Source organism: Microvirga arvi, from assembly GCF_016892765.1.
Lineage (GTDB): Bacteria > Pseudomonadota > Alphaproteobacteria > Rhizobiales > Beijerinckiaceae > Microvirga > Microvirga arvi.
This window is the reverse complement of record NZ_JAFEMD010000054.1, coordinates 1-22325: the sequence shown is the minus strand read 5'-3', so window position 1 is coordinate 22325 and position 22325 is coordinate 1. Positions and strand designations below refer to the sequence as shown.

Annotated in this window: 24 protein-coding genes; 17 read left to right on the top strand and 7 right to left on the bottom strand. The window is 67.0% G+C overall.

The annotated features are described in order from the left end of the window. Positions 1 to 65: 65 nt before the first annotated feature. Both ILT44_RS23765 and ILT44_RS23760 read right to left on the bottom strand, forming a co-directional pair. Entirely contained in the window at positions 66 to 497 is a 432-nt protein-coding gene (locus ILT44_RS23765) for an EF-hand domain-containing protein (RefSeq protein WP_204242103.1), read from the bottom strand. A 91-nt stretch (positions 498 to 588) separates the two neighbouring features. Then, positions 589 to 999, bottom strand: coding sequence for a cupin domain-containing protein (locus ILT44_RS23760; protein WP_204242091.1), 411 nt, complete (start codon positions 997 to 999; stop codon positions 589 to 591). 229 nt (positions 1000 to 1228) lie between these two features. Between ILT44_RS23760 and ILT44_RS23755 the strand changes: the two genes are divergently transcribed. The 10 genes from ILT44_RS23755 (at position 1229) to ILT44_RS23710 (ending at position 9836) form a co-directional block, all read left to right on the top strand. After that, positions 1229 to 1495, top strand: coding sequence for a heavy-metal-associated domain-containing protein (locus tag ILT44_RS23755; RefSeq protein WP_204242090.1), 267 nt, complete (start codon positions 1229 to 1231; stop codon positions 1493 to 1495). 57 nt (positions 1496 to 1552) lie between these two features. Then, positions 1553 to 1783, top strand: coding sequence for a heavy-metal-associated domain-containing protein (locus tag ILT44_RS23750; protein WP_204242089.1), 231 nt, complete (start codon positions 1553 to 1555; stop codon positions 1781 to 1783). 10 nt (positions 1784 to 1793) lie between these two features. Beyond that, the gene (locus ILT44_RS23745) at positions 1794 to 2279 is read left to right on the top strand and encodes a cupredoxin domain-containing protein (protein ID WP_204242088.1); all 486 of its coding nucleotides are present in this window, start codon (positions 1794 to 1796) and stop codon (positions 2277 to 2279) included. Between the two features lie 136 nt (positions 2280 to 2415). Further along, positions 2416 to 2874, top strand: coding sequence for a hypothetical protein (locus tag ILT44_RS23740; protein ID WP_204242087.1), 459 nt, complete (start codon positions 2416 to 2418; stop codon positions 2872 to 2874). Between the two features lie 62 nt (positions 2875 to 2936). Next, positions 2937 to 4658, top strand: coding sequence for an efflux RND transporter periplasmic adaptor subunit (locus tag ILT44_RS23735; RefSeq protein ID WP_204242086.1), 1722 nt, complete (start codon positions 2937 to 2939; stop codon positions 4656 to 4658). A 7-nt stretch (positions 4659 to 4665) separates the two neighbouring features. Further along, entirely contained in the window at positions 4666 to 7788 is a 3123-nt protein-coding gene (locus ILT44_RS23730) for an efflux RND transporter permease subunit (RefSeq protein WP_204242085.1), read from the top strand. A gap of 22 nt (positions 7789 to 7810) precedes the next feature. Further along, positions 7811 to 8197 (top strand): hypothetical protein, encoded by a 387-nt coding sequence (locus ILT44_RS23725; RefSeq protein ID WP_204242084.1) that lies wholly within the window; start codon positions 7811 to 7813, stop codon positions 8195 to 8197. After that, positions 8194 to 8673, top strand: coding sequence for a CopM family metallochaperone (copM, locus tag ILT44_RS23720; RefSeq protein WP_255549841.1), 480 nt, complete (start codon positions 8194 to 8196; stop codon positions 8671 to 8673). The genes ILT44_RS23725 and copM overlap by 4 nt, the downstream gene beginning before the upstream one ends. A gap of 105 nt (positions 8674 to 8778) precedes the next feature. Beyond that, on the top strand, positions 8779 to 9261 hold the full coding sequence (locus ILT44_RS23715; protein ID WP_204242082.1) for a DUF411 domain-containing protein: 483 nt from the start codon (positions 8779 to 8781) through the stop codon (positions 9259 to 9261). 23 nt (positions 9262 to 9284) lie between these two features. Next, the gene (locus ILT44_RS23710; protein WP_204242081.1) at positions 9285 to 9836 is read left to right on the top strand and encodes a Spy/CpxP family protein refolding chaperone; all 552 of its coding nucleotides are present in this window, start codon (positions 9285 to 9287) and stop codon (positions 9834 to 9836) included. Between the two features lie 35 nt (positions 9837 to 9871). Here ILT44_RS23710 and ILT44_RS23705 read toward each other — a convergent pair whose 3' ends face one another. Further along, on the bottom strand, positions 9872 to 10495 hold the full coding sequence (locus ILT44_RS23705) for a class I SAM-dependent methyltransferase (RefSeq protein WP_204242080.1): 624 nt from the start codon (positions 10493 to 10495) through the stop codon (positions 9872 to 9874). An 88-nt stretch (positions 10496 to 10583) separates the two neighbouring features. Between ILT44_RS23705 and ILT44_RS23700 the strand changes: the two genes are divergently transcribed. Together ILT44_RS23700 and ILT44_RS23695 are read left to right on the top strand one after the other, a co-directional pair. After that, a complete protein-coding gene (locus ILT44_RS23700) occupies positions 10584 to 11558 on the top strand; it encodes a Vgb family protein (protein WP_204242079.1) in 975 nt (324 codons plus the stop codon). Further along, positions 11555 to 11950 (top strand): c-type cytochrome, encoded by a 396-nt coding sequence (locus ILT44_RS23695; RefSeq protein WP_204242078.1) that lies wholly within the window; start codon positions 11555 to 11557, stop codon positions 11948 to 11950. The genes ILT44_RS23700 and ILT44_RS23695 overlap by 4 nt, the downstream gene beginning before the upstream one ends. Positions 11951 to 12045: 95 nt before the next feature. Here ILT44_RS23695 and ILT44_RS23690 read toward each other — a convergent pair whose 3' ends face one another. The 4 genes from ILT44_RS23690 to ILT44_RS23675 all read right to left on the bottom strand — a co-directional run bounded on the left by ILT44_RS23690 (position 12046) and on the right by ILT44_RS23675 (position 15454). Then, the gene (locus ILT44_RS23690) at positions 12046 to 12357 is read right to left on the bottom strand and encodes a hypothetical protein (RefSeq protein ID WP_204242077.1); all 312 of its coding nucleotides are present in this window, start codon (positions 12355 to 12357) and stop codon (positions 12046 to 12048) included. Beyond that, positions 12333 to 12710 (bottom strand): response regulator, encoded by a 378-nt coding sequence (locus ILT44_RS23685; protein ID WP_204242076.1) that lies wholly within the window; start codon positions 12708 to 12710, stop codon positions 12333 to 12335. The genes ILT44_RS23690 and ILT44_RS23685 overlap by 25 nt, the downstream gene beginning before the upstream one ends. Positions 12711 to 12999: 289 nt before the next feature. Continuing rightward, positions 13000 to 14160 carry an MFS transporter gene (locus tag ILT44_RS23680; protein ID WP_239468484.1) on the bottom strand — a complete coding sequence of 387 codons (1161 nt, stop codon included), beginning with the start codon at positions 14158 to 14160 and terminating at the stop codon, positions 13000 to 13002. 430 nt (positions 14161 to 14590) lie between these two features. After that, complete coding sequence (locus tag ILT44_RS23675; RefSeq protein ID WP_204242074.1) at positions 14591 to 15454, bottom strand: GNAT family N-acetyltransferase; 864 nt, start codon at positions 15452 to 15454, stop codon at positions 14591 to 14593. A gap of 514 nt (positions 15455 to 15968) precedes the next feature. On the opposite strand from ILT44_RS23675, the gene ILT44_RS23670 reads away from it, so the two are divergent. The 5 genes from ILT44_RS23670 to ILT44_RS23650 all read left to right on the top strand — a co-directional run bounded on the left by ILT44_RS23670 (position 15969) and on the right by ILT44_RS23650 (position 21931). Then, the gene (locus tag ILT44_RS23670; protein WP_204242073.1) at positions 15969 to 16286 is read left to right on the top strand and encodes an ArsR/SmtB family transcription factor; all 318 of its coding nucleotides are present in this window, start codon (positions 15969 to 15971) and stop codon (positions 16284 to 16286) included. A 53-nt stretch (positions 16287 to 16339) separates the two neighbouring features. Then, positions 16340 to 16594: a DUF1127 domain-containing protein gene (locus ILT44_RS23665; RefSeq protein WP_204242072.1), complete on the top strand. Its 255-nt coding sequence runs from the start codon at positions 16340 to 16342 to the stop codon at positions 16592 to 16594. 15 nt (positions 16595 to 16609) lie between these two features. Further along, a complete protein-coding gene (locus ILT44_RS23660) occupies positions 16610 to 18034 on the top strand; it encodes an NAD(P)-binding domain-containing protein (RefSeq protein ID WP_204242071.1) in 1425 nt (474 codons plus the stop codon). 54 nt (positions 18035 to 18088) lie between these two features. After that, positions 18089 to 19276: an MFS transporter gene (locus ILT44_RS23655; protein WP_239468487.1), complete on the top strand. Its 1188-nt coding sequence runs from the start codon at positions 18089 to 18091 to the stop codon at positions 19274 to 19276. A gap of 258 nt (positions 19277 to 19534) precedes the next feature. Further along, complete coding sequence (locus ILT44_RS23650; RefSeq protein WP_204242069.1) at positions 19535 to 21931, top strand: heavy metal translocating P-type ATPase; 2397 nt, start codon at positions 19535 to 19537, stop codon at positions 21929 to 21931. Positions 21932 to 22325 lie beyond the last annotated feature (394 nt).

Below are 22325 nucleotides of genomic sequence, written 5' to 3'. Positions count from 1 at the left end.
CGCCTGATCTGCGGCAGGGCACGAAGACCGACCCCACCACCCAAGCGGCCAGGCGCTGACGTGGACTACTCCCGCATGAAGGCCTGGATTTCCTCGGGCGTGGCCTTGCCGTCCTTGTTGGCGTCGACCCTGTCAAAGATCCGCTTGTGGATGGCGGTGACCTCGTCGAAGGAGAGCCCGCCGTCGCCGTTCGCGTCGGCGATGGCAAAGAAGATCTTCATTGGCGCGGGGCCCGGCATGCCCGTCATGCCGCGTCCCATCATCCCAGGTTGCATCATCCCGCACATCATGGCGGGCTGACCAGATGGCATGCTGGACTGGGCCGGCTGGGCTCCCATGCCTTGGCCCATCATTCCGGACGGCGGCATCGCCTGTGTGAGCATCGTTTCGGGATGGTGCGGATCGGCTGGGACGGTTTGCGCGGAAGCCGTTGCCGTCATGCCGATTGCGAACATGGCGGCCAAGGCGGCTGCGCGGGAGAGTGTAGTCAAGGTCATCGGTTCCTCCTTGCCATTGCCGGATGCGATCTGAACACCAGTCAGGGCATCGGCTTGAAAACAGACTGCCCCGCCGTAGTGGGGCTTTTCGCTACGCAGGAAGCAGGTCGATCACGCGCATGATCGCGACCGTGGTGCCGGTGTTCTTGCTGTACTCCGGCATGCCCTTGGAGCACGACCACACATCGCCCTTCTTGTAGACGGTGTCACCCGCGCCCGTGTTGACGGTGAGCTCGCCTTCCAGCATGTGGCAGACCATGTCGTTGGACATGCTCGAACCGCTGGTGCTTGCACCCGGCTGGTAGATGTTGTCCCGCATCGAGACGGTCTTGTAGTTCGGGATCATCGTCTCGCGCTTCGTGTAGTCGACGCGGCGGACGCCGGGGGCGATTTCCCGACCTTCAGGCGAGCCGGAACTTTGGGCGGCCGCCCGCCCTGCTGGGACCAGTGTGGACGCAACCGCAAGACCGAGCAACGCGTGGCGACGGTTCAGCTGTTCCATGGTTTCCTCCCATGCAAGAGGCCACCCCAGCAACCAGAATTCCACGCCTGTCCGCGCGGCCTGTCAACAACTGTGCCATGTCCGCCCATCGCTCTTCGTGGGCATTGCCCGTCGGGCCCGGCGGTCACCGATCATGCCGACAACACACGCTTTTAAAAACGCGCTTGACCTTCCCATGATGGGAAGGTGCAACGGTCTGCTCATCGTCAACGCCAACCGGAGTTTTCCCATGTGCGGATGCAACACCCATCAGGCTCCCTCGGGCACCACCGCTGAGCGCGATCCCACTGGAGTGACCCTCAAGGTCGAGGACATGACCTGCGGGCACTGCGTCAGCACGATCACCAAGGCCGTCGAGGCTGGTTTGCCCGGCGCCCAGGTGCAGGCGGATCCGGCCACCAAGCTTGTCTTGATCCGGGGCACCCGTGACCTTGCCAAGGTCGAGGCCCTGATCGCCGACGCCGGCTACACCCCGACCGTTCCGGCACTCGGATAGGCCCGGGCGGGACCCAGGCCTCCTTCGATCCCGCTTTGTAAACCAAGGACTCGGACCATGCACCGCCTCCAGGCTCACAACCTCTTCCACATCCCCAAGATGATGTGTGACCGCTGTGTCGCCGCCCTGACCAGCGCCCTGCATGCCTTCGACGGGGTCGCCCGCGTTGAGGCCGACCTGGTGGCGCGCACGGTTCGGGTCGTCTCGCGACACTACGAGTCCGCACTCCTGCGAACCCTGCGCGAGGCTGGCTTTCACGCCGAGCCCGTCCTGCAACCCCTCGGATAAGGAGATCGCTATGCAGGCTCTTCCAAGGATCCTGGCGGCCACGGCATTGGCCCTCGCGCCGACTTCGGTGGCCTGGGCCGATCCGGGCCATGCCGGCCATGACAACACCGTGGAGGCAGCCTACGGACGGCCCGGCGATCCCGCCAAGGGTGGCCGCGTCGTCCAGGTCGTCATGACGGAGACTGACAGCGGCATGGCCTTCACGCCGGCGCGCATCGAGATACGCCAGGGCGAGCAGGTCCAGTTCGTCCTGCGCAACGGCGGCGAGCTCGACCACGAGCTTGTCATCGGCAACGTCGAGGCGAACCGCCGGCACGCCGAGGAGATGGCGAGCCGTCCGGACATGGCCCATGAGGATCCGAACGCCAAGCGCCTGGGGCCAAAGACCTCCGGCGTGCTGCGCTGGCAGTTCACCCAGGCCGGCACGTTCGAGTACGCCTGCCTTATCCCGGGCCACCGCGAGGCGGGCATGGTCGGGACCGTGGTGGTGAAGTGAGGTCCCGTTTGCATGGCCCAGCGAATCCGCCATAACAGGTCCCTGGCCGATCCCACAAAGGCCACAAAGACCCTAGAGGTAACGGTTTCGAAACCGGCCGCCCGTCAGATCATTGCCTGATCGCAGGAGCGAATCGTTGAACACCCTGTCGACCCACTTCCGGCGCCTGGTCACGAGCGTGATGCTCGTGGCGATGACGTCGTTCGTGCTCCACAGCGGCGCGCTGGCAGGCATGCACCGGCATGGGCTGGGCGCATCCGACTGCCAGCCGATGGCCTCCACCGCCCACGGGCACCAGCATGGGGCCGAGGCGCACGTTCACCAGGCCGCGCACGCTCACGGCGATGGGGTGGGCCACCACCATGCCCAGGTCGAGGCGGCTGACGAGAGCGCTTCCGACAACCAGCCGGCCAAAGCCAGCCTCGAAGGCCCTTGCTGCTCCAGCGCCTGCCCGGTCGCCATGGCCCCGTTGGGCCTGGATCCGATCTCCGCGCCGATGGGCATCGCGGTCGCGCTCCTGCCCATGTCCCAGAACGGCTCGGGCATGAGCCTCGACGGCCTCAAGCGCCCACCACGCCCCCCCAGCATCGCGTAACCGAGCGACCGGCCGAAGCCGCGTCGCTCCCGACGACGTGCTTGTGACCCGGGGTTCTCCCAATGTTTATCCGTTCCAACGGCGCCCTGCGCCGCCTCCAGGCCATGCTGATCGGCCTGGGCCTTCTGACCACCATCGCCGCTGCGGCGGTCGCCCACGAGGGGCATGACCACGGCGCTCCGCCGCCCGCCGCGGTCACCACCAACAATCCGCGGGTCAGCGCCCAGTCGGATGCCTACGAGCTCGTCGGCGTCCTCCGCGGCGACTGCCTAGGGATCTATCTCGACCGCTTCGCTTCGAACGAGCCCGCGACCGATGCCAAGATCGCGGTGACCGTCGGCGGCGACGAGGAAGCCCAAGCCGAGGCCGCAACCGATGGCACCTACACGGTGACCTCGCCCAAGTTCGCGGGCGAAGGCCCGCTGGAGCTCATCTTCGCCGTCACCGCGCCAAGCAGCGACGACCTGCTGATCGGCACGCTGCAGCTGCCCGCCAAGGCCGTTGCCGCGGCTCCGGCATCGGCACGCTCCTCGCCGCTCCAGGTCTTGCAGAACACGCCAACCGTGCGCATCGGCAGCATCGAGGTCGCCACGCCCTACATGATCGCCGGCGTCGCGCTCACACTCGGCTTCCTGCTCGGCTTGGCGGCCCGGAGCCGGAGGAAGCTTGTCCCGGTCGCGGGCCTGGCCCTCGTGGTGCTCGTCGTCTCGACGGCCTATGCCTTCGCCCACGAAGGACACGACCATGGGGCGGAGGCCGCCAAGGCCGCCCTTCCCGCCGGCGACACCCCGCGCCGGCTGCCGGATGGCACGGTGTTCGTGCCCAAGCCGAGCCAGCGCCTGCTCAACGTGCGGACGACCGTCTCGAAGCCCGAGGAGGCGCAAAAGGCCGTGAACCTGATCGGACGCGTCATCGCCGATCCGAACCGCTCGGGCCTGGTGCAGAGCATCAACGGCGGGCGCATCATCTCTCCCGAGAAGGGACTTCCCCGCCTCGGTCAGGCGGTCCGGAAGGGCGACGTGCTCGCCCTGGTCGAGCAAGCTGTGCCCCAGGCCGACCGCACCACGCTGTCCGAGCGCGTTGGCGAGATCGAGCAGGAGATCGCCCTCGCCGAGACCAAGCTCAAGCGTGTGCGCCAGCTATCGGATCGCGGCGTCGCCCCGCCGAGCCAGGTCACCGACGCCGAGACCGAGCTGGAAGGCCTACGCCGCCGCCGCGAGATCGTGCGCCAGACCCGCATCGAGCCCGAGGTCCTGCTGGTCCCCATCGACGGCACCATCGCCGCGGCGCGGGTCGTCGCCGGCCAGGTCGTCGCCTCCCAGGACGTGATCTTCCAGATCGTCGACCCGAAGGGCCTCTGGGTGGAGGCGCTCGTCTACGGGGAGATCGATCCCGCCAAGGTCACCGGCGCCAGCGCCACGGCCGTCGACGGCACGCCCCTGAAGCTCGCCTTCCAGGGCTTCAGCAAGGCGCTCCAGCAGCAGGCGACCGTGGTGCAGTTCGCCGTCGAGAACCCGCCGGGCAACCTGTCGGTCGGCTCGCCGGTCACGGTGTTCGCGCTGAACGGGGCCTCCGTCAGGGACATCATCATGCCCCGGGATGCGGTCGTGCGCGGCGCCAACGGCGAGGCGGTGGTGTGGCGCCACACGGATCCGGAGCACTTCGAGGCACGTCCCGTCCGGACCGAGCCCTTCGACGCCACCCGGCTCGTGATCCGGGCCGGCGTCGCCGAGGGCGAGCGGATCGTGATCCGCGGCTCCGAGCTCATCAACCAGATCCGGTGAGGCGGCGATGTTCAACTTCCTCGTCAGAAACAGCCTCAAGAGCCGGCTCTTCGTCATCGCGGCCGCGCTCGTCCTCGTCGCCTACGGCTCGTGGATCCTGCCGCGGGTGCCCGTGGACGTGTTCCCCGATCTCAACCGTCCCACCGTCACCCTGATGACCGAGGCGGAGGGCCTCGCGCCGCAGGAGGTGGAGCAGCTCGTCACCTACCCGCTAGAGACCGCGATGAACGGCATGCCTGGCGTGACGCGGGTGCGTTCCGTCTCGGGCGTCGGCCTGTCCATCGTGTACGTCGAGTTCAACTGGAGCACGGACATCTACCGCTCGCGTCAGCTCGTGGCCGAACGCCTTGCCCTCGTGGGCGAGCAGCTCCCGACCGGCGTCACCCCGCAGATGGGACCCGTGACCTCGATCATGGGCGAGATCATGCTGGTCGCCGTGACCAGCGACACCGTCGCGCCGATGGAGGTGCGCGAGATCGCCGACTTCATCATCCGGCCGCAGCTCCTCACCATCGCAGGCGTCGCCCAGGTGATCCCTATCGGTGGCGAGGTCCGGCAATACCGCATCGTGCCCAACATCGCGGCCCTGCAGGCGCTCGACGTCACGCACGAGCAGATCGAGGCCGCGGTCACCCGCTTCGGCACCAACACCGGCGGCGGGTTCGTCGACCAGCACGGGCGCGAGTACCTCATTCGCAACGTCGGCATGACCCGGCGCCTTGAGGACCTGCGCAAAACGGTCGTGGTCCACAAGCAGGGCCAGCCGGTCTTCCTGCACCAGGTAGCGCAGGTCGACTTCGCCCCGCGCGTGAAGCGCGGCGACGCCGGCTTCCAGGGCAAGCCCGCCGTGATCGTGTCGATCCAGAAGCAGCCCGGCGCCGACACGGTCGACCTCACCGGCAAGATCGAAGCCGCGCTGGCCGAGATCCAGAAGACGCTGCCGCAGGGCGTGTCGGCAACGAACCTGCAGTTCCGGCAGGCAACCTTCATCGAGACCTCGGTCGACAACGTGAAGCGGGTGCTGCTTGAGGCCGCGGCCGTGGTTGCCGTGATCCTAGTCCTGTTCCTGATGAACGTCCGGGCGACCGTGATCTCGCTCACGGCGATCCCGATCTCGATCCTGGTGACCGTGCTCGTCTTCAACGCCTTCGGGCTCACCATCAACACGATGACCCTCGGCGGCCTGGCCATCGCCATCGGCGAGCTCGTCGACGACGCTGTGGTCGACGTCGAGAACATCCTGCGCCGCCTCAAGGAGAACCGGGAGCTTACCGAACCGCGGCCTGTGCTGGAGGTGATCTCTGCGGCCTCGCAGGAGGTCCGCTCCGGCATCGTCTACGCCACGATGATCATCATCCTGGTGTTCATCCCGCTCTTCGCCCTCTCAGGCATCGAGGGGCGCCTCTTCGCGCCGCTCGGCGTGGCCTACATCGTCTCGATCCTCGCCTCGCTCGTCACCTCGATCACCGTGACGCCCATGCTCGCCTACTACCTGCTTTCGGGGCGGGTGAAGGGCCACGAGCACGACAGCTTTGTGGTGCGCCACCTCAAGCGCGGCAACGCGGCCCTGCTGCGCTGGGCCTTCGCGCACCGCGGGGTCCTGTTCACCACCATCCTGCTGGGCGTTGGCCTGGCGGCCTATGGGGCGACGCTGCTGCCGCGGGCCTTCCTGCCGCCGTTCAACGAAGGCACGCTCACGATCAGCCTCGCCTACAATCCAGGCATCGCTCTGGCCGAGAGCCACCGGCTCGGGCTGGTCGCCGAGAACCTGATCAAGGACGTGCCGGAGGTGATCTCGGTCGGACGCCGCACCGGTCGCGCCGAGCTCGACGAGCACGCCGAGGGCGTGCACTCGTCCGAGATCGATGTCGATCTGAAGCGGTCGGAGCGCTCGAAGGAAGAGGTCATGGGCGACATCCGCGCCCGCCTGGCCGTCCTGCCGGCGACGCTCAACGTGGGCCAGCCGATCTCGCACCGTCTCGACCACATGCTCTCGGGCGTGCGCGCCGAGATCGCGCTCAAGATCTACGGCGAGGACATCGACACGCTGCGCACCCTGGCGGAGGGCCTGCGCGAGCGGCTGTCGGGCGTCGAAGGGCTTGTCGATCTGCAGGTCGAGAAGCAGGTGCGCATCCCGCAGCTGCGGATCGACGTCGACTACGAGAAGGCCGCGCTCTACGGCCTCACCCCGGCGACGGTGACGCAGGGCCTGGAGACGATGTCGAACGGGCGCACGGTCTCGCAGATTGTCGAGGGCAACCGCCGCTTCGACGTGGTGATGCGCCTGTCCGACCAGGACCGCTCCACCGGCTTGGGCGACCTGCTCATTGCCACGCCGACGGGCCACGTGCCGCTGCGCATGATCGCGGATGTCGAGGAGACGGACGGGCCGAACCAGGTGCTGCGCGAGAACGGCCAGCGCCGCATCGCGGTCCTCGGCAACACCGACGGCCGGCGCGACATGGCGGCGATCATCGCCGACATCCGCCGCATCACCGCGGAGACGCAGTGGCCTCAGGGCTACGTCACCCGCCTGGAGGGCACCTTCCAGGCGCAGGAGGAGGCGACGCTCCGGATCGGGGCGCTCTCGCTCCTGTCGCTCGCGATGGTGTTCGTCGTGCTCTACAGCCGCTACCAGTCGCCGGCCCTGGCGCTGATCATCATGGGCAACATCCCGCTGGCGCTCATCGGCAGCGTGATCGCGATCAACATCGCCGGGCAGCCGCTCTCCGTCGCGTCGATGATCGGCTTCATCACGCTCGCCGGCATCTCGGCCCGCAACGGCATCCTGAAAGTCTCGCACTACATCAACCTCGCGCTCTACGAGGGCGAGCAGTTCGGCAAGGACCTCGTGATCCGCGGCAGCCTAGAGCGGCTGACCCCGGTGCTGATGACGGCGCTCTCAGCCGGTCTCGCCCTCATCCCGCTGCTGATTGGGGCGGACGAGCCCGGGCGCGAGATCCTGCACCCGGTGGCGGTGACGATCTTCGGCGGGCTGATCTCGGCGACGCTGATCGACACCTTCCTCACCCCGGTCCTGTTCCTGACCTTCGGCCGCAAGCCATTGGAGCGCATCCAGGCCAGCCGCGAGGGCCGCGCCGACAGTCTTACTCCGGCGGAAGCCTTCTGATCCCCATCCAAGGAGAAACACCATGAAGCATCTCATCCTCGCCCTCGCCCTCGCCCTCGCCATCGTATCTGCCCCCTTGGCGGCGAAGGCCCACGAGATGGCGAATGGCCCGAACGGCGGACCCGTCGTCGACAGCTCGGGCCATCACGTCGAAATGGTCGCCAAGGGCTCCGAGCTCATCCTCTTCCTCACCGAGGCGGACGATAAGCCGCTGGCGTCCGCAGGCGCCAAGAACGCCCGGGCCATCGTGCAGGACGGCGGCAAGACGGCGACCGTGCAGCTCCAACCCGCCGAGCCCAACAGGCTCGTCGGCGCCCTGGCCCAGCCGCTCGGAACGGGCGCGCGCGTGGTCGTCTCGGTCACCATGACCGACGGCCACGCCGTCCAGGCCCGCTTCGTCAACAACTGAGCTTTCCTGACAGCAAGGAGAAAACGATGAAGACCATCACGAAAACCATCGCCGCCCTCGCGATCACCGCCGTGGCCGGCATGGCGTACGCGCAGACCTCGCACCAGGGCCACGGCAGCATGCCGATGTCCGGCGCCATGCCCATGGACAACATGGACCCGGCGGCGATGCAGACGATGATGCAGGGCATGATGAAGGACATGATGCCGTCGCCGAATGATCCGGCCTCGACCAAGGACTTCAAGGCGGCGGACATGCAGATGATGCGCAACATGCACGTGCCCTACACGGGCAACGCGGACGTGGACTTCCGCACCCACATGATCCCGCACCACCAGGGCGCCATCAACATGGCGAAGGTTGCACTGGCGCACGCCAAGGATCCCGAGACGAAGCGAATGGCCCAGAAGATCATCGACGATCAGGAGAAGGAGATCGCCGAGATGCAGGACTGGCTCAAGAAGAACGGCAAGTAGCGGCTGTCCGCATCAAAAGCCTGTCGCGAGTGACCATTGAGGTGCATGCTTGTCCCGACCATTCGCAGCGCAAGGCAGCCTGAGCGGCTGCCGGAAAGGCGTCCGATGAACACCATCCCCGTGACACGGCGCAGACTCGTCGTCGGCCTCGCGGCTGGCGCCCTGCTAGCTCATTCCCGTTCCTTGCGAGCCCAAGACCTTCCGAAGATCGTCGTCAGCAAGGATCCGACCTGCGGCTGCTGCACCAGCTGGGTCGACCACTTGCGCCAGGCGGGCTTCTCCGCCGACGTGATCGAGACGCCGGAGATCAACCGCGTGAAGGTGCGCCTCGGCGTGCCACAGGACCTGGCCTCCTGCCACACCGCTGAGATCGGCGGCTACATCATCGAGGGCCATGTGCCGGCCGACGCGATCAAGCGCCTCCTCGCGGAGAAGCCAGCGGGCAAGGGTCTCGCCGTCGCGGGCATGCCGATGGGCTCGCCCGGCATGGAGATGGAGGGCATGGCGCCGGAGACCTACGAGGTGGTCCTGTTCGGGCCGACTGGTCAGAAGACCTTCGCCCGTTATGAGGGCGCCCGCCTGCTGTGACGCCTACCTGACGGAGATCCCTGATGTTGCGCCTTGGCATCGCGCTTGCCGCAACCCTTCTCGCCCCCAGAGCCGCCCACGCCCAGCATGCCTCCGCCTCACCCTATGCGGGGATGGAGCATCGTGCCGTGAAGGCGCTTTCCGACCAGCAGATTGCCGACCTCCGCGCTGGCCGCGGCATGGGGCTGGCGCTGCCGGCGGAGCTGAATGGCTATCCGGGGCCGATCCATGTCCTGGAACTCGCCGACCGGCTCGGGTTGTCCGGGGAGCAGCGCGCCCGCGTGCAGGAGCTCCATGCGGCCATGAAGGCGGAGACCGTTCCCCTGGGCGAGCGCTTGATCGCGCAGGAGACCGCCCTCGACCGGCAGTTCGCCACCAAGTCCGTCACCCCGGCAAGCCTGCAGGCCGCAACGGCCGACATCGGAGCGACGCAAGGCACCCTCCGTGGAGCCCACCTGCACTATCACCTCTCCACCCTTGAGGTCCTCACGCCCGAGCAGGTGCATCGGTATGGCGAGTTGCGCGGGTACCAGGCGTCGGGCGGACATGGACACGGCGCCAAGCGCCACCATTGAACGTCCTGGGCTTCGACGCACTGAACGGTGCGCCTCTAGCCATGGCTCCGGTGAAACCGGGTGAACACAAACCGCTGCCGCCCGCCTGACGGGGTCTGATGATCCTCCTCGAACGCGTCCAGAAGGTCGAAGCCGGGACCAAGAAGGCTCGCAATCATGTTCTGATCAGCCCGGAGGACGGGCAGGCCACTGCAACGCTCCGGTCCGCTCGGGGCAAAGCCCGAGATCAGGACAAAGCCACCTGGCTTCACCGCACGCCGGAGCGCGTCCGCATAGGCCGTCCGGTCCCGCTCCTCCGTCAGGAAGTGCAGGACCGCCCGGTCGTGCCAGAGGTCGACGGTGAGGTCCGGCTGCCAGACGGCGAGGTCGGCCGCGATGAAGCGGACCGTCCGCCCCTTGTCGCCGAGGCGGGCCTTGGTCTTCGCCAGGGCGGCGGCCGAGATGTCGAGCACGGCGATGGTGCTGAACCCTTCAGCGAGAAGGGCATCCGGCAGGTGCGAGGCGCCTGCCCCGACGTCGAGGATGCTTGCGTCCTTCGGGAGGTTGCAGGCACGGATCAGGCGCAGGGAGGTTTCCGGTGTCGCCTGGAACCAGCTCACCGCCTCCTCGGCCTTGGTCGTGAAGATCGTGTTCCAGTGCTCCTGCCGCACGTCAGACATTGGGCTGCTCCGTCGAACCCGGCGCCAGCGCAATGGTGACATAAATCCGGAGCATGGTCTCACGGCCGATCAGGAGGATCCTGTCATATTGCCGGCTTGCCGCATCGCCCTCACCCTCTTGGCTTTTCTCGCATTCACCGGATCAGGATCTGCCCAGCAATCGCAGCAAGTCTTTCCGCTGCCCAACGGCGCCTATCCGCATGACGTGGCGCCCGCCCCGGATGGCAAAGTGTGGTACTCCGCCCAGCGCAATGGCGCCCTCGGCATCCTCGACCCGACCACAGGCCAGAGCCGCGAGATCAAGCTCGGGCCGAAATCCGCCCCACACGGCGTGATCCAAGGGCCCGATGGCGCGGCCTGGCTCACCGACGGAGGTCAAAACGCCATCGTGCGCGTCGATCCTGCGACCGAGAAGGTCTCAGTGTGGAAGCTTCCCGAGGACACCGGCTACACCAACCTGAACACCGCCGTGTTCGACAAGGACGGCATGCACTGGTTCACAGGCCAGAACGGGTTCTACGGTCGGCTGAACCCGCGGAGCGGCGAGATGGAGGTCTGGAAGGCCCCGCGTGGCCGTGGCCCTTATGGCATCACGGCCACGCCGGAGGGCGACGTCTATTACGCCTCGCTCGCCGGCAACCACATCGCGCGCATCGACAAGGCGACAGGCGAGGCGACGGTGATCGAACCGCCGACGAAGGGTCAGGGTGCCCGTCGCGTCTGGTCAGACTCGAAGGGGCGCATCTGGGTCTCGGAGTGGAACGCCGGCCAGCTCGGACTGTACGATCCGAAGGCGAATAGCTGGCGGGAATGGAAGCTGCCGGGTGACAAGCCCCAGGCCTACGCCGTCTATGTCGACGACAGCGACATCGTCTGGGTGTCTGACTGGGGCGCCGATGCCATCCTGTCCTTCGATCCGACCACCGAACAGTTCACGAGCTATCCGATGTCAGAGGCCGATGCCAACGTGCGCCAGATCCTTGGCCGGCCGGGTGAGGTCTGGCTACCGAAGTCGGGGGCGGACCGGCTGATGGTGATCCGCACGGCCCGGCAGTCGCAGTGATCTGGCGGCTTGTTCCTGCGGCAGCCCTTCTGCTGGGCATCACAGTCGTCGGCGCACACGCAGATGGTGGCGACCCGGTGCGGGGCGAGAAGGTGTTCCAGTACTGCTACTCGTGCCACTCCGTGCAGCCGGACGAAACGAACCTGCAGGGCCCGAACCTGCACGGGGTTGTCGGGCGCAGGATCGCGTCGCAGGAGGGGTTCTCCTATTCCCCTGCCCTGCGTGCCTTCGCCCAGCGCGAGGAGCGTTGGAGCAAGGAGCTTCTGGATCGCTATCTGGCTGCTCCCTACAAGCTGGTGCCGAAGACCAGCTTGGCTTTCCCGGGCGTTGAGGCACAGGACGAACGCGCCGATCTGATCGCGTATCTTCGTTCGAACGGCAGTCCTTTCTGAGGGCGCCAGTCACCGGCGCTCGGGATTTTCGCCTACATCCAACCCAGTGTGAGTCCCGCGACCCCGAGATCGATTACCGTGCTGCTGATTTGCCTTCAGCTCGGCCAGTTCACGCTCGGGGCCGCGACGGTGGCTGCGTTCAGCCTGGGGCTGGTGATCACCATGGTGTCTATCAGCGTGGCGGCCGCTTGGGGCATCCAGCATGCGTCGAAGCGGATCAACTTCTCCGACCGCCTGCTCCGGCGGCTGCCGCTGGCCTCGGCGGAGTGCTCGGCGTCATCATGCTCGTCCAAGGCGTCGCGGATCTCGCGGCCCCTGCGCGGCCCTGTCATAAGGGTCCGGTCTTCTGGGCCTTTCAGGGGTGTAGCGATTGCCCTGGCTTTCAGTTGCTCATTGACCTTGAGCATGCCGCCGCGACCGCCTGAGCGAAATCGCTCTGGCTGAAAGGCTTCTGGAGCGTGGGGCAATCCCGGAAGCTGTCCCGGAGCCCGTTCGAACCATACCCGGTGGCGAAGATGAGCGGAATGCCGCGACCCCGGATCACCTCGGCGATGGGATAGCTGAGGGTGCCTCCCAGGTTGAGGTCGAGAACGGCGAGATCGAACTCCCCTTCGCGGGCCAATGTCAGAGCACTGTCGAATGTCGCCGCGGGTCCTACAATCCGGGCGCCGCAGTCCAGGACCATGTCCTCCAGGAGCATGCTGACCATGGCCTCGTCTTCGACGACAAGAATCCGATGTTTCAGTTCACTGACTGACACGGGTACGCCTCCAAGGCTGTGCCGCGCCGGACACGCGAGGTCCTGAGTCTTGGCGAGGTTAACAACATTAACATTGCTTTAACCTCTATCAGAACCATCGGCTTCGCACTCACATATGTTGGTGGGTGCCCCTGCCACAGCGGCACTGCTCGCCGGAGGGGCCACACCCTCGGGAGCGCCGTGAAGGAAACCACCTCTCCGCCTCTCCGCCTCTCAGGGTGTGATGCAGATGGCCACGCCGCAATTGATGGTCGGCCCGGGCAACGTTGGGTAAGTCGAAGAGGTGCCTTCAGCGCTCCTCCGGCGGCTTGATGGCCGAGAATTGCCAGAGCAGCGTCAGGTCGTAGGCTGCCTTCAGGGTGCCGGCGAGGACGAGTGGCCAGCCGAACGGCGACACGGTCAGCAGCCATCCGGACAGGAGTGGGGCGAGAGCCGACGCGAGGCTCCGCGGCACGGCTGTGACACTTGCTGTGGCCGGCCTTTCCTCCGGCCGGACTACCGCCATGACGTAGGAGGAGCGGGTCGGGACATCCATCTGCGACAGCAGGCTCCGCAGGATCAGCAGCCCGAACGCGATCCAGACCGTCGGGGCGAACGCGGTCAGGATCAGGAAGACGCTTGACGGAAGGTGCGTGAACACCATGGTGTTGATCAGCCCGAAGCGTTTGGCCAGCGGCACCGCCGCGAAATACGACACAGCCGAGCACAGGCTGGTGACGAAGAAGACCGCCCCGATGGTGGCGACGCCGATGCCGAACCGCTCACTCAGCCAGATCGTGAGCAGGGCGTTGATGACGAGCCCTCCGCCGAAAGCGTCAACCGAGAACAAGGCCGCCAGTCGGTAGACGATGCCGCGCGACGGGCCCAAAGGTGCCGGCGGGCTGTCGGTGCCCGCTTCCGCCCGGGGCGACAGATGGCGATAGAGGAAGAACGTGAGCAGCCCGATGGCCGCGTACAATCCGAACAAGGCGGTCACTGTGGCCGATGGCGCGATGACTGGAGCGAGCCAGTCCACCATGCCCACCGAGAGCGCCCCTAGAGCACCGAAGAAGGCGCCGACAAAACTGTAGCGAGCGAACGCCGCCGTCCGTTCCTCATCGGCGACGACATGGGACAGGACAGTGTGCTCCAGGGGCAGGAAGACGCTGACGTCGCCGCCGGACGGATTGAGTGTGCCGACGAAGGCGATCAGGAACAGCGGCCAGAACGCCTCAATCCCGGCAAATCCCAGTCCGGTCGCGGCCATCAGGAGGCTTGCGGCCAGCAGGGCCCGCCGCCGCGGGATCCGGTAGGCCACCAGCCCGAGCGCGAGCGTCAACAGGGCCGAGCCCAGCAATGACGCGGTCGAGAGGAGACCCACACCGAAGGCATCGTAGCCGAGGCGCGAGAGATGCACCGGCAGCAGGATTGCCACGTAGCCGTCGCCGAAGGCGCGAAGGGACCGCGCCATGAGAACCCGCCTGATGTCCGGTGGCAGACCTCGGTTCGAACGGCTCCGGTGGCCCACTTCGGAGCTTGGTTCGGCTTTGATGGTGCTGGCTGATGGCATGCGGCGTCCCTTCTGGAAAACAGGACGCGATGCTTGGGCATGCCGCCTCGTGGGGAGATCGCAATCCCCATGGGCCCAGTCGAAATCCGGGGGGTGTCGCTGTCAATCGTTGCGAGGCAGCACTGGCGGACTGCATCGTCAGCCGCATCGAATGCGCCGCGCGCCTTGCGGCTGAAAGCCCGGCCTTTGCTCCAACCTCTCCGTAGTCTGGATCGTAAACCGCAGCCAGGGCTGGTATGAGCGCGGCACCGGGCAGCCTGCGGGCGGGCCCCGTTCCGCGGAAGCAGTCTGCGGCGGCATTAAGGCGGCCGAGTAGCAACCTGGATCGTGATCAGTAGAGCACCGAAGGGAAGTAGCAGCCCTTCGGCTCCTCATAGCGGCCCATCGTCATGAGCGTCACCGGCTTGATGGCCCTCATCCCCTGATGCAGGCCCCAGCGGAACAGGTTCGCCTGCCGTGTCGGCAGGAGCATCGAGAGCGGCTCCGCGCTCAAGGCTCCCGCACCGGCCAGGAGCGCCCGCATGTCGAGTTCGGTCTCGGCCACGCCATGGTTCATCAGCCAGAACGTTGCCGCCGAGAGATAACCCGTGATGCGGCCCTTCCGCTCGACGACGAAGGGCGCGAACACCCGCAGCGCCTCCTGGAGTTCGTGGGTGCGCTCGACACCATGAACGGCCGCGCATAGCGCCCCGCATGCGTCCAGGTCTGCGGCGACCATGGGCCGGACCGCATAGCCCAGATCGGGTCCGCTGCGGGGCGTGCCGCGCATCAGCAGGAGCGGCTCCCGGACATCGAACCCGAGCGAGGCGTAGAGCGCCATCGAGCGGGTGTTGAAGGCATCCTGGACAAGGCGGACGCCCATCGCGTCGCCCGCCCGGGCTAAAGCGGCCTCCATGAGCCGCCGCCCGACCCCACTTCCTTGTAAGGCCGGATCAACGGTGATCGGCCCGATGCCACGGATCGGATCGCCCTCGGCCATGAAGTTGCTGCCGACCACCCGCCCGTCCAGCTCCGCCACCACGCCATAGATGGATGGGGCCGCGATGAAGGTCGTGGCAAGCTGCGTTCCTGCCTCTGCCGAGGGGAAATCCCATGGGAAGCCGTGCTGGTCCGCGATCCCCCTGAAAGCCTCGAAGATGATGCGCCCACAGGCCTCCGTATCGGCCGGTGTGGCGGGGCGGATCTCCGGAGTCATCGCCGCCTCCCTGTCTGGCAGTCCCTCCCGTGCGTCGGTGTCGGCAACGGGGCTGCATCGCCAGTCAAATTCCCGCAGAAAAGCCCCTCACGCAAACGAGAATCCGAGCCAAATCGTGATGAAGACAAGGGAGCTGACGATGGCGGCCCACTCCGATCCCGTGAGCCTGCCCGAGGGTGACACTGATGAATTGCCCAGGATCATGATAACCCCCTCGTTTCGTTCGCATGCACTGTCGCCAAGCAGGCAATGGACCCAGCCCAACCTGCTCCAAGGTACATCGGGGGCTACGGCGTGGATGTGCCAGGCGACACGTCCGCAGCCGAGTTCGCATCCAGCACAGCGGCAGCGCAAGGAGGGCATTCGTATCGAAGCCAGGTGCTTTGGACCGCCAGGGAACGGCAGGACACGCGATGACCCGAAAGCACCCGGAAAGAGTACGTTGATCCACGTATTTCGAATATCCTAGAAATAGCGCTTGACGGCTGACCCGAGTAGGTTCATCGTTATTTCCATGAACGTCGAACAAGCAGCCAAGCAACTCGAAGCGCTCGGGAACAACACCCGGCTCCAGGTCTACCGCACCTTGGTGCGGGCCGGAGAGGCCGGCCTGCCAGTTGGGCAGATCCAGGAGCGTCTCGGCATTCCGCCGTCGACGCTGTCGCACCACCTGCAGCGGCTCCTGCTGACCGGACTGGTGAAGCAGGAGCGACAGGCCACGACCCTGATCTGCCGGGCCAACTATCCGGTGATGAACGGCCTTATCAGCTTCCTGGCCGACGAGTGCTGTGCCGATGCCGGATGCGGAGCCCAAACGGAAAACGCCGCTTGATATATTTTTGCTCACTATTTCCATAGTACCGGAAATATAAAAAGGAGAGGCAGATGCCCGGTTTCCTTCCGTTCGTCCTCCATCTCGCCCGCGCGGCCCGGAACCGCCGGCACGTCGTCACCCTCAGTGAACTGGACGATCATCTCCTGCGCGACATCGGCCTCCAGCGGGCGGACGTTCTCGCCGTCCTGGCCCAGCCGCGCCACCGCGATCCCTTACGGATGCTCAAGATCCTGTGCTGCCACGGCCGGGTCTTCGTCGAGCGCGTGCGCGAAGGCTTCGCTCCCCGACCCGCCTCCTGTTGCTGACCAGGGAGTCCTCTCATGACCTCGTCCGATGCTCTTCCCGTTGCCGTGATCGGCGCAGGCCCGGTCGGGCTCGCCGCCGCCGCCCACCTGATCCAGCGCGGCCTGCCCGTGAAGGTCTACGAGGCCGGCGCGACCGTCGCCGCCAACGTCCGCGACTGGGGCCACGTCCGCCTGTTCTCGCCGTGGGAGTACAACACCGACACGGCGGCGCGTGCGCTACTCCACGCACACGGCTGGCAGGAGCCGCCCGGCAAGGCGATGCCGACGGGCTCGGACCTCTACGAGGCCTACCTCAAGCCACTCGCCGACACGCCCGAGATGGCAGCCGTGATCGAGACCGGCGCCCAGGTGAAGGCGATCACCCGCCAGGGCGCCGACAAGGTCCTCAGCAAGGGCCACGAGACCAAGCCGTTCGTGCTCGCCGTCTCGAACGGCAACGGCGCCATCCGGCGCGACCTGGCGCGGGCGGTGATCGATGCCTCGGGAACGTGGACGGCCCCGAACCCGCTCGGCGCGGGCGGCATCCTCGCCGAGGGCGAAGCGGAGCATGCCAATCACATTGCCTACGGGATCCCGGACGTGCTCGGGCGCGACCGCGCCGCCTACGAGGGGAACACGATCCTGGTGGTCGGTGCCGGGCACTCGGCCGCGAACGTACTCCTCGACCTCGCCCGGCTGGCGGAACGGAACCCTGAGACCTCCATCGTGTGGGCAACCCGCGGCGAGAACCTGATGCGGGTCTATGGCGGTGGCAGCGCCGACCAGCTCCCGGCCCGCGGTGAGCTCGGGTTGGCCCTCAAGGCGCTCGTCGACAGTGGGCGGGTCACCCTGGTGGCCGGCTTCTCCGCCACCCGCGTGAAGACCACCGGCGATCAGGTGATGGTCGAAGGCGAGACCGCGGACGGCATCCGCGAGCTCGGCCCCGTCGACCGGATCGTGGTGTCCACCGGACAGCGCCCGGACCTGAACCTCACCCGTGAGCTCCGGCTCGACCTCGACCCGTGGCTGGATAGCTCGAAGGCGCTCGGCCCGCTGATCGACCCGAACCTGCACTCCTGCGGGTCGGTGCCGCCGCACGGTCACCGCGAACTCGCCCATCCGGAGCCGGGCTTCTACACCGTCGGCATCAAGAGCTACGGCCGTGCTCCGACCTTCCTGATGCTCACCGGGTACGAGCAGGTGCGCTCGGTGGTGGCGGCTATCGCCGGGGACCTCGCCGCGGCGGACGACATCCATCTCGTCCTGCCGGAGACGGGTGTCTGCTCGACCAACCTCGTGCAGGACGGCACGGCAGCATCGTCGGACTGCTGCGGCGGCCCAGCACCGGCGCAGGCCAACGCCTGCTGCGTCGCCGATGCCGAGGCCAAGGACAAGTCGGGCTGCGGCTGCGGTCCCGCAAAGGCGCCGGAGAAGGTTGCGGAACCAGCCGGCTGCTGCTGAGATCACCCAGTGTCGAACTCCGCAGCCGAGGCCGTGGTGGAGGATCCCGCCAGCCTGAAACCAAGCCCCCGGGTGGTCATCTCCACCCTGGGCGTCACGCAAATCCTCGCCTGGGGATCGTCCTACTACCTGCCCGCGGTGCTCGCGAAGCCGATGGCCGCCGACACCGGCTGGTCGCTGGCCTGGGTCGTGGGCGGACTGTCCGCCGGGCTGCTCGCGGCGGGCCTGGTCGCGCCGTGGGTCGGACGCACCATCGACACCAAGGGCGGCCGTCCGGTCCTCATCGGCAGCTCGGTCCTCCTCGGATCGGGGCTGGCGTTGTTGGCGCTGGCCCACAGCCTCCCGATGTACTTCATGGCCTGGCTCCTGATGGGCGTCGGCATGGGCTCGGGGCTCTATGACGCGGCGTTCGCCACCCTAGGCCGCCTCTACGGCAAGCAGGCGCGTGGCGCGATCACCAGCCTGACCCTGTGGGGCGGCTTCGCCAGCACCGTGTGCTGGCCCCTGAGCGCCTGGCTCGTCGAACATCTCGGCTGGCGCGGTGCCTGCGCCGTCTATGCCGCAATTCAGATCTTCATCTCGCTTCCGCTGCACGCCTTCGTTCTGCCCGACATCCATGCCGCCAAGCCGGATGGCAAGCCGGCCGGGAGCGCCTCAGAAGCCGCGTCCGCGGCCATCCTGACGGGGACCAGACGGACGCGGGCCTTCCTGTTGCTCGCCACCATCCTCACCCTCGGGGCCGTGACCGCGTCCATGATCGGCGTGCATCTGCTGACCTTCCTGCAGGCCCACGGCCTGGAACTCGCGGGGGCCGTCGCCCTCGGGGCGCTAGTCGGACCGTCCCAGGTCGGGGCTCGGGTGGTCGAGATGGCGTTCGGGCGTCATTACCATCCGATCTGGACCATGGCCGCCTCCGTGACCTTGGTCGCGACCGGTGTCATCCTGCTCGCCGCCGGCTTCCCGATCCTGGCCCTGGCGTTGGCGCTCTACGGGGCCGGCAACGGGATCGGCTCCATCGCCAAGGGCACGCTCCCGCTCGCGTTGTTCGGACCCTTTGGGTACGCCTCGCTGATGGGCAGGCTGGCCATGCCGAGCCTTCTCGCACAGGCGCTGTCGCCATCCATCGGCGCGGTCCTGATCGAGTGGAATGGCGCGGACGCGGCGCTCCGCTTCCTGGCCGGGCTGGCTTGCCTCAACCTCGCCCTCACGGGCCTGCTGTGGGTGACCGCCCGAAAAGGCTGAGCTAGGCCGGCAGTGACGGATCATCGAGGTGCTGGCTGACCATTGCGAATGTCGGCACCACCAGCACCAAGTGACAGGCTGTCCTGGCTGAGCAGTTTGGAGCAGCAAAAATCCAAAACAGGATGATGCCGTGGTGCGGCATTGCCCCAGATCAAGGTGACATTGCGAGGCCGCCGATAATCAATGGTTTCGGACGCTTGACCTTGCCATCATGGGAAGGCCGAGGATGCATTCCTCCGCAGGACCGCGAGGTGAACCATGACCGGTGATGGGACCATCGAAGGACAGGCGCATGAGGGACATGATCATCATGCCCGCCACGGACATGGTCATGGGCATCATCCTGCACCCGCAGTCGATGCCGGGAAGGTGAAGGATCCGGTCTGCGGGATGATGGTCGATCCGCACAGCACCACCCATCGGGCCCAGTACCAGGGCAAGCCGTACTATTTCTGCTCCTCCGGATGCCACTCGAAGTTCACGGCCGAACCTGCGAAGTACGTCGAGCCGGCAGCGACCCGAAAGGCCGAACCCGTGCCCGAGGGCACGATCTACACCTGCCCGATGCATCCCGAGATCCGCCAGGTCGGCCCGGGCTCCTGTCCAATCTGCGGCATGGCCCTGGAGCCGGTTCTCGTCAGCGCCGAGGCGGCGCCGAACGCCGAGCTCATCGACATGAAGCGCCGGTTCTGGATCGGCCTCGCCCTGACCCTGCCGGTGTTCGCGCTGGAGATGGGAGGGCACCTCACCGGGCTCGACCACCTGATCCCGCGCTCAACCTCCAATTGGATCCAGCTCGCCCTCGCGACGCCCGTCGTGCTGTGGGCCGGCCGGCCCTTCTTCGAACGCGGCTGGGCCTCGATCAGGAACCGCAGCCTCAACATGTTCACGCTGATCGCCATGGGCACCGGCGTCGCCTGGCTCTACAGCGTGGTCGCGACGCTCGCGCCCGGCATCTTCCCGGCCGCCTTCGGCGGCCATGATGGCTCGGTCGCGGTGTACTTCGAGGCCGCGGCGGTGATCACGGTGCTGGTGCTCCTCGGGCAGGTGCTCGAACTGCGCGCCCGCGAGAGCACCAGCGGCGCCATCCGGGCCCTGCTCGACCTGGCCCCTAAGACCGCACGGCTCATCCGGGACGACGGCAGCGAGGAGGAGGTCCAGCTCGACGCGGTGCAGGTCGGCAACCGCCTGCGGGTGCGTCCCGGCGAGAAGGTGCCGGTCGACGGCATCGTCGTCGAGGGGCGCAGTTCCGTTGACGAGTCGATGGTCACGGGCGAGTCTATGCCGGTTACCAAGGAGGTCGGCGCCAAGGCCATCGGCGGCACCATGAACCAGTCCGGCGGCCTGGTCATCGAGGCCGAGAAGGTCGGGCGCGACACCATGCTGGCGCAGATCGTGCAACTCGTGGCAGAGGCCCAGCGGAGCCGCGCGCCGATCCAGCGCCTGGCCGACCAAGTCTCGGGCTATTTCGTGCCAGCGGTGATCGGGGTGGCGCTCCTGGCGTTTGTCGCCTGGGCCATCTGGGGTCCCGAGCCGCAGTTCTCCTACGGCCTTGTCGCTGCCGTTGCGGTCCTCATCATCGCTTGCCCGTGCGCCCTCGGACTGGCCACGCCGATGTCGATCATGGTCGGTGTCGGCCGCGGCGCCGGGGCCGGCGTGCTGATCAAGAACGCTGAGGCCTTGGAGCACATGGAAAAGGTCGACACGCTGGTGGTCGACAAGACCGGGACCCTCACCGAGGGCAAGCCGGCGGTCACGGCCATCGTCCCCGCCCCGGGCTTCACGGAGGCCGAGGTCCTGCGCCTGTCGGCCAGCGTCGAGCGGGCCAGCGAGCATCCGTTGGCCATCGCCATCGTGGCCTCCGCCGAGAAGCAGGGCATCGCCACCGCACCGGTGACGGACTTCGACTCGCCCACCGGCAAGGGCGCGCTGGGCACCGTCGAGGGCCGGCGCATTGTGCTCGGCAACAAGGCCTTCCTGGCGGAGCACGGCGTCGACGTGGCTCCGCTGGGGGAGCAGGCCGACAGGCTGCGTGAGGACGGCGCGACCGCCATCTTCGCGGGCATCGACGGCAAGGTTGCGGGCGCCATCGCCATCGCGGATCCGGTGAAGTCCTCGACGCCTGAGGCGCTCGCTGGCTTGAAGGCGGAGGGCGTGCGGGTCGTGATGCTGACCGGCGACAACTGGACCACCGCGAAGGCCGTGGCCCGCCGGCTCGGGATTAATGAGGTCGAAGCCGAGGTGCTGCCCGACCAGAAGAGCGCGGTGGTGGACAAGTTCAAGCGCGCGGGTCGCGTGGTCGCCATGGCGGGCGACGGCGTGAACGATGCGCCGGCGTTGGCAGCCGCGGATGTCGGCATCGCCATGGGCACCGGCACCGACGTAGCGATGGAGAGCGCCGGCGTGACCCTTCTCAAGGGCGACCTGACCGGCATCGTGCGGGCGCGGCGGTTGTCACGCGCCACCATGCGCAACATCCGCCAGAACCTGTTCTTCGCCTTCATCTACAACGCCCTTGGCGTGCCGGTGGCGGCGGGCGTGCTTTACCCGTTCTTCGGTATCCTGCTCTCACCCATCATCGCGGCGGCCGCCATGGCCCTGTCGTCCGTGAGCGTGATCGGCAACGCGATCCGCCTGCGCACCGTCCGCCTGTGACAGCCTGCCCGAGCGGGGCCGATGGAGGAAGGTTCCGATGACGTCAGCAAACGGCAGGCGGGCGGTGCCGGCGTGGCGACGTGTCGAAGAATATGGTAGCTTCGCAGAGTGGAACGCACGCCTTTCTTCGGAGGGCAAGCCGTGACACCCTCGATGCACCCGTTGGCACCGCACGCGTTGCCGATCTTCATCCCGTCTCCCGGTGGGAGAGACTACCTCCTGATCGGGACGGCGTTCTTTCTGGTCGCTTTCGTGCTCGCGGTGGGTCTGCTTTACCTGAGATTGCACGCGCTCCCTGACCAGATTGCCCACAAGGAGTCATCGCAGAATCTTCCCAGAATCCTACGCTAAGAGTTTAGGAGCGTCATAGGCTGCATATGGCGTTCAGAAACAG

What these genes read in the sequence shown, in the direction of transcription:
- ILT44_RS23675 (WP_204242074.1), bottom strand. Translation starts at nt 15,454, where the DNA reads ATGACTCCGGAGATCCGCCCCGCCACACCGGCCGATACGGAGGCCTGT.
- ILT44_RS23730 (WP_204242085.1), top strand. Translation starts at nt 4,666, where the DNA reads ATGTTCAACTTCCTCGTCAGAAACAGCCTCAAGAGCCGGCTCTTCGTC.
- ILT44_RS23735 (WP_204242086.1), top strand. Translation starts at nt 2,937, where the DNA reads ATGTTTATCCGTTCCAACGGCGCCCTGCGCCGCCTCCAGGCCATGCTG.
- ILT44_RS23755 (WP_204242090.1), top strand. Translation starts at nt 1,229, where the DNA reads ATGTGCGGATGCAACACCCATCAGGCTCCCTCGGGCACCACCGCTGAG.
- ILT44_RS23760 (WP_204242091.1), bottom strand. Translation starts at nt 999, where the DNA reads ATGGAACAGCTGAACCGTCGCCACGCGTTGCTCGGTCTTGCGGTTGCG.
- ILT44_RS23665 (WP_204242072.1), top strand. Translation starts at nt 16,340, where the DNA reads ATGCCCGGTTTCCTTCCGTTCGTCCTCCATCTCGCCCGCGCGGCCCGG.
- ILT44_RS23745 (WP_204242088.1), top strand. Translation starts at nt 1,794, where the DNA reads ATGCAGGCTCTTCCAAGGATCCTGGCGGCCACGGCATTGGCCCTCGCG.
- ILT44_RS23715 (WP_204242082.1), top strand. Translation starts at nt 8,779, where the DNA reads ATGAACACCATCCCCGTGACACGGCGCAGACTCGTCGTCGGCCTCGCG.
- ILT44_RS23705 (WP_204242080.1), bottom strand. Translation starts at nt 10,495, where the DNA reads ATGTCTGACGTGCGGCAGGAGCACTGGAACACGATCTTCACGACCAAG.
- ILT44_RS23710 (WP_204242081.1), top strand. Translation starts at nt 9,285, where the DNA reads ATGTTGCGCCTTGGCATCGCGCTTGCCGCAACCCTTCTCGCCCCCAGA.
- ILT44_RS23765 (WP_204242103.1), bottom strand. Translation starts at nt 497, where the DNA reads ATGACCTTGACTACACTCTCCCGCGCAGCCGCCTTGGCCGCCATGTTC.
- ILT44_RS23750 (WP_204242089.1), top strand. Translation starts at nt 1,553, where the DNA reads ATGCACCGCCTCCAGGCTCACAACCTCTTCCACATCCCCAAGATGATG.
- ILT44_RS23725 (WP_204242084.1), top strand. Translation starts at nt 7,811, where the DNA reads ATGAAGCATCTCATCCTCGCCCTCGCCCTCGCCCTCGCCATCGTATCT.
- ILT44_RS23690 (WP_204242077.1), bottom strand. Translation starts at nt 12,357, where the DNA reads ATGCTCAAGGTCAATGAGCAACTGAAAGCCAGGGCAATCGCTACACCC.
- ILT44_RS23670 (WP_204242073.1), top strand. Translation starts at nt 15,969, where the DNA reads ATGAACGTCGAACAAGCAGCCAAGCAACTCGAAGCGCTCGGGAACAAC.
- ILT44_RS23650 (WP_204242069.1), top strand. Translation starts at nt 19,535, where the DNA reads ATGACCGGTGATGGGACCATCGAAGGACAGGCGCATGAGGGACATGAT.
- ILT44_RS23660 (WP_204242071.1), top strand. Translation starts at nt 16,610, where the DNA reads ATGACCTCGTCCGATGCTCTTCCCGTTGCCGTGATCGGCGCAGGCCCG.
- ILT44_RS23680 (WP_239468484.1), bottom strand. Translation starts at nt 14,160, where the DNA reads ATGGCGCGGTCCCTTCGCGCCTTCGGCGACGGCTACGTGGCAATCCTG.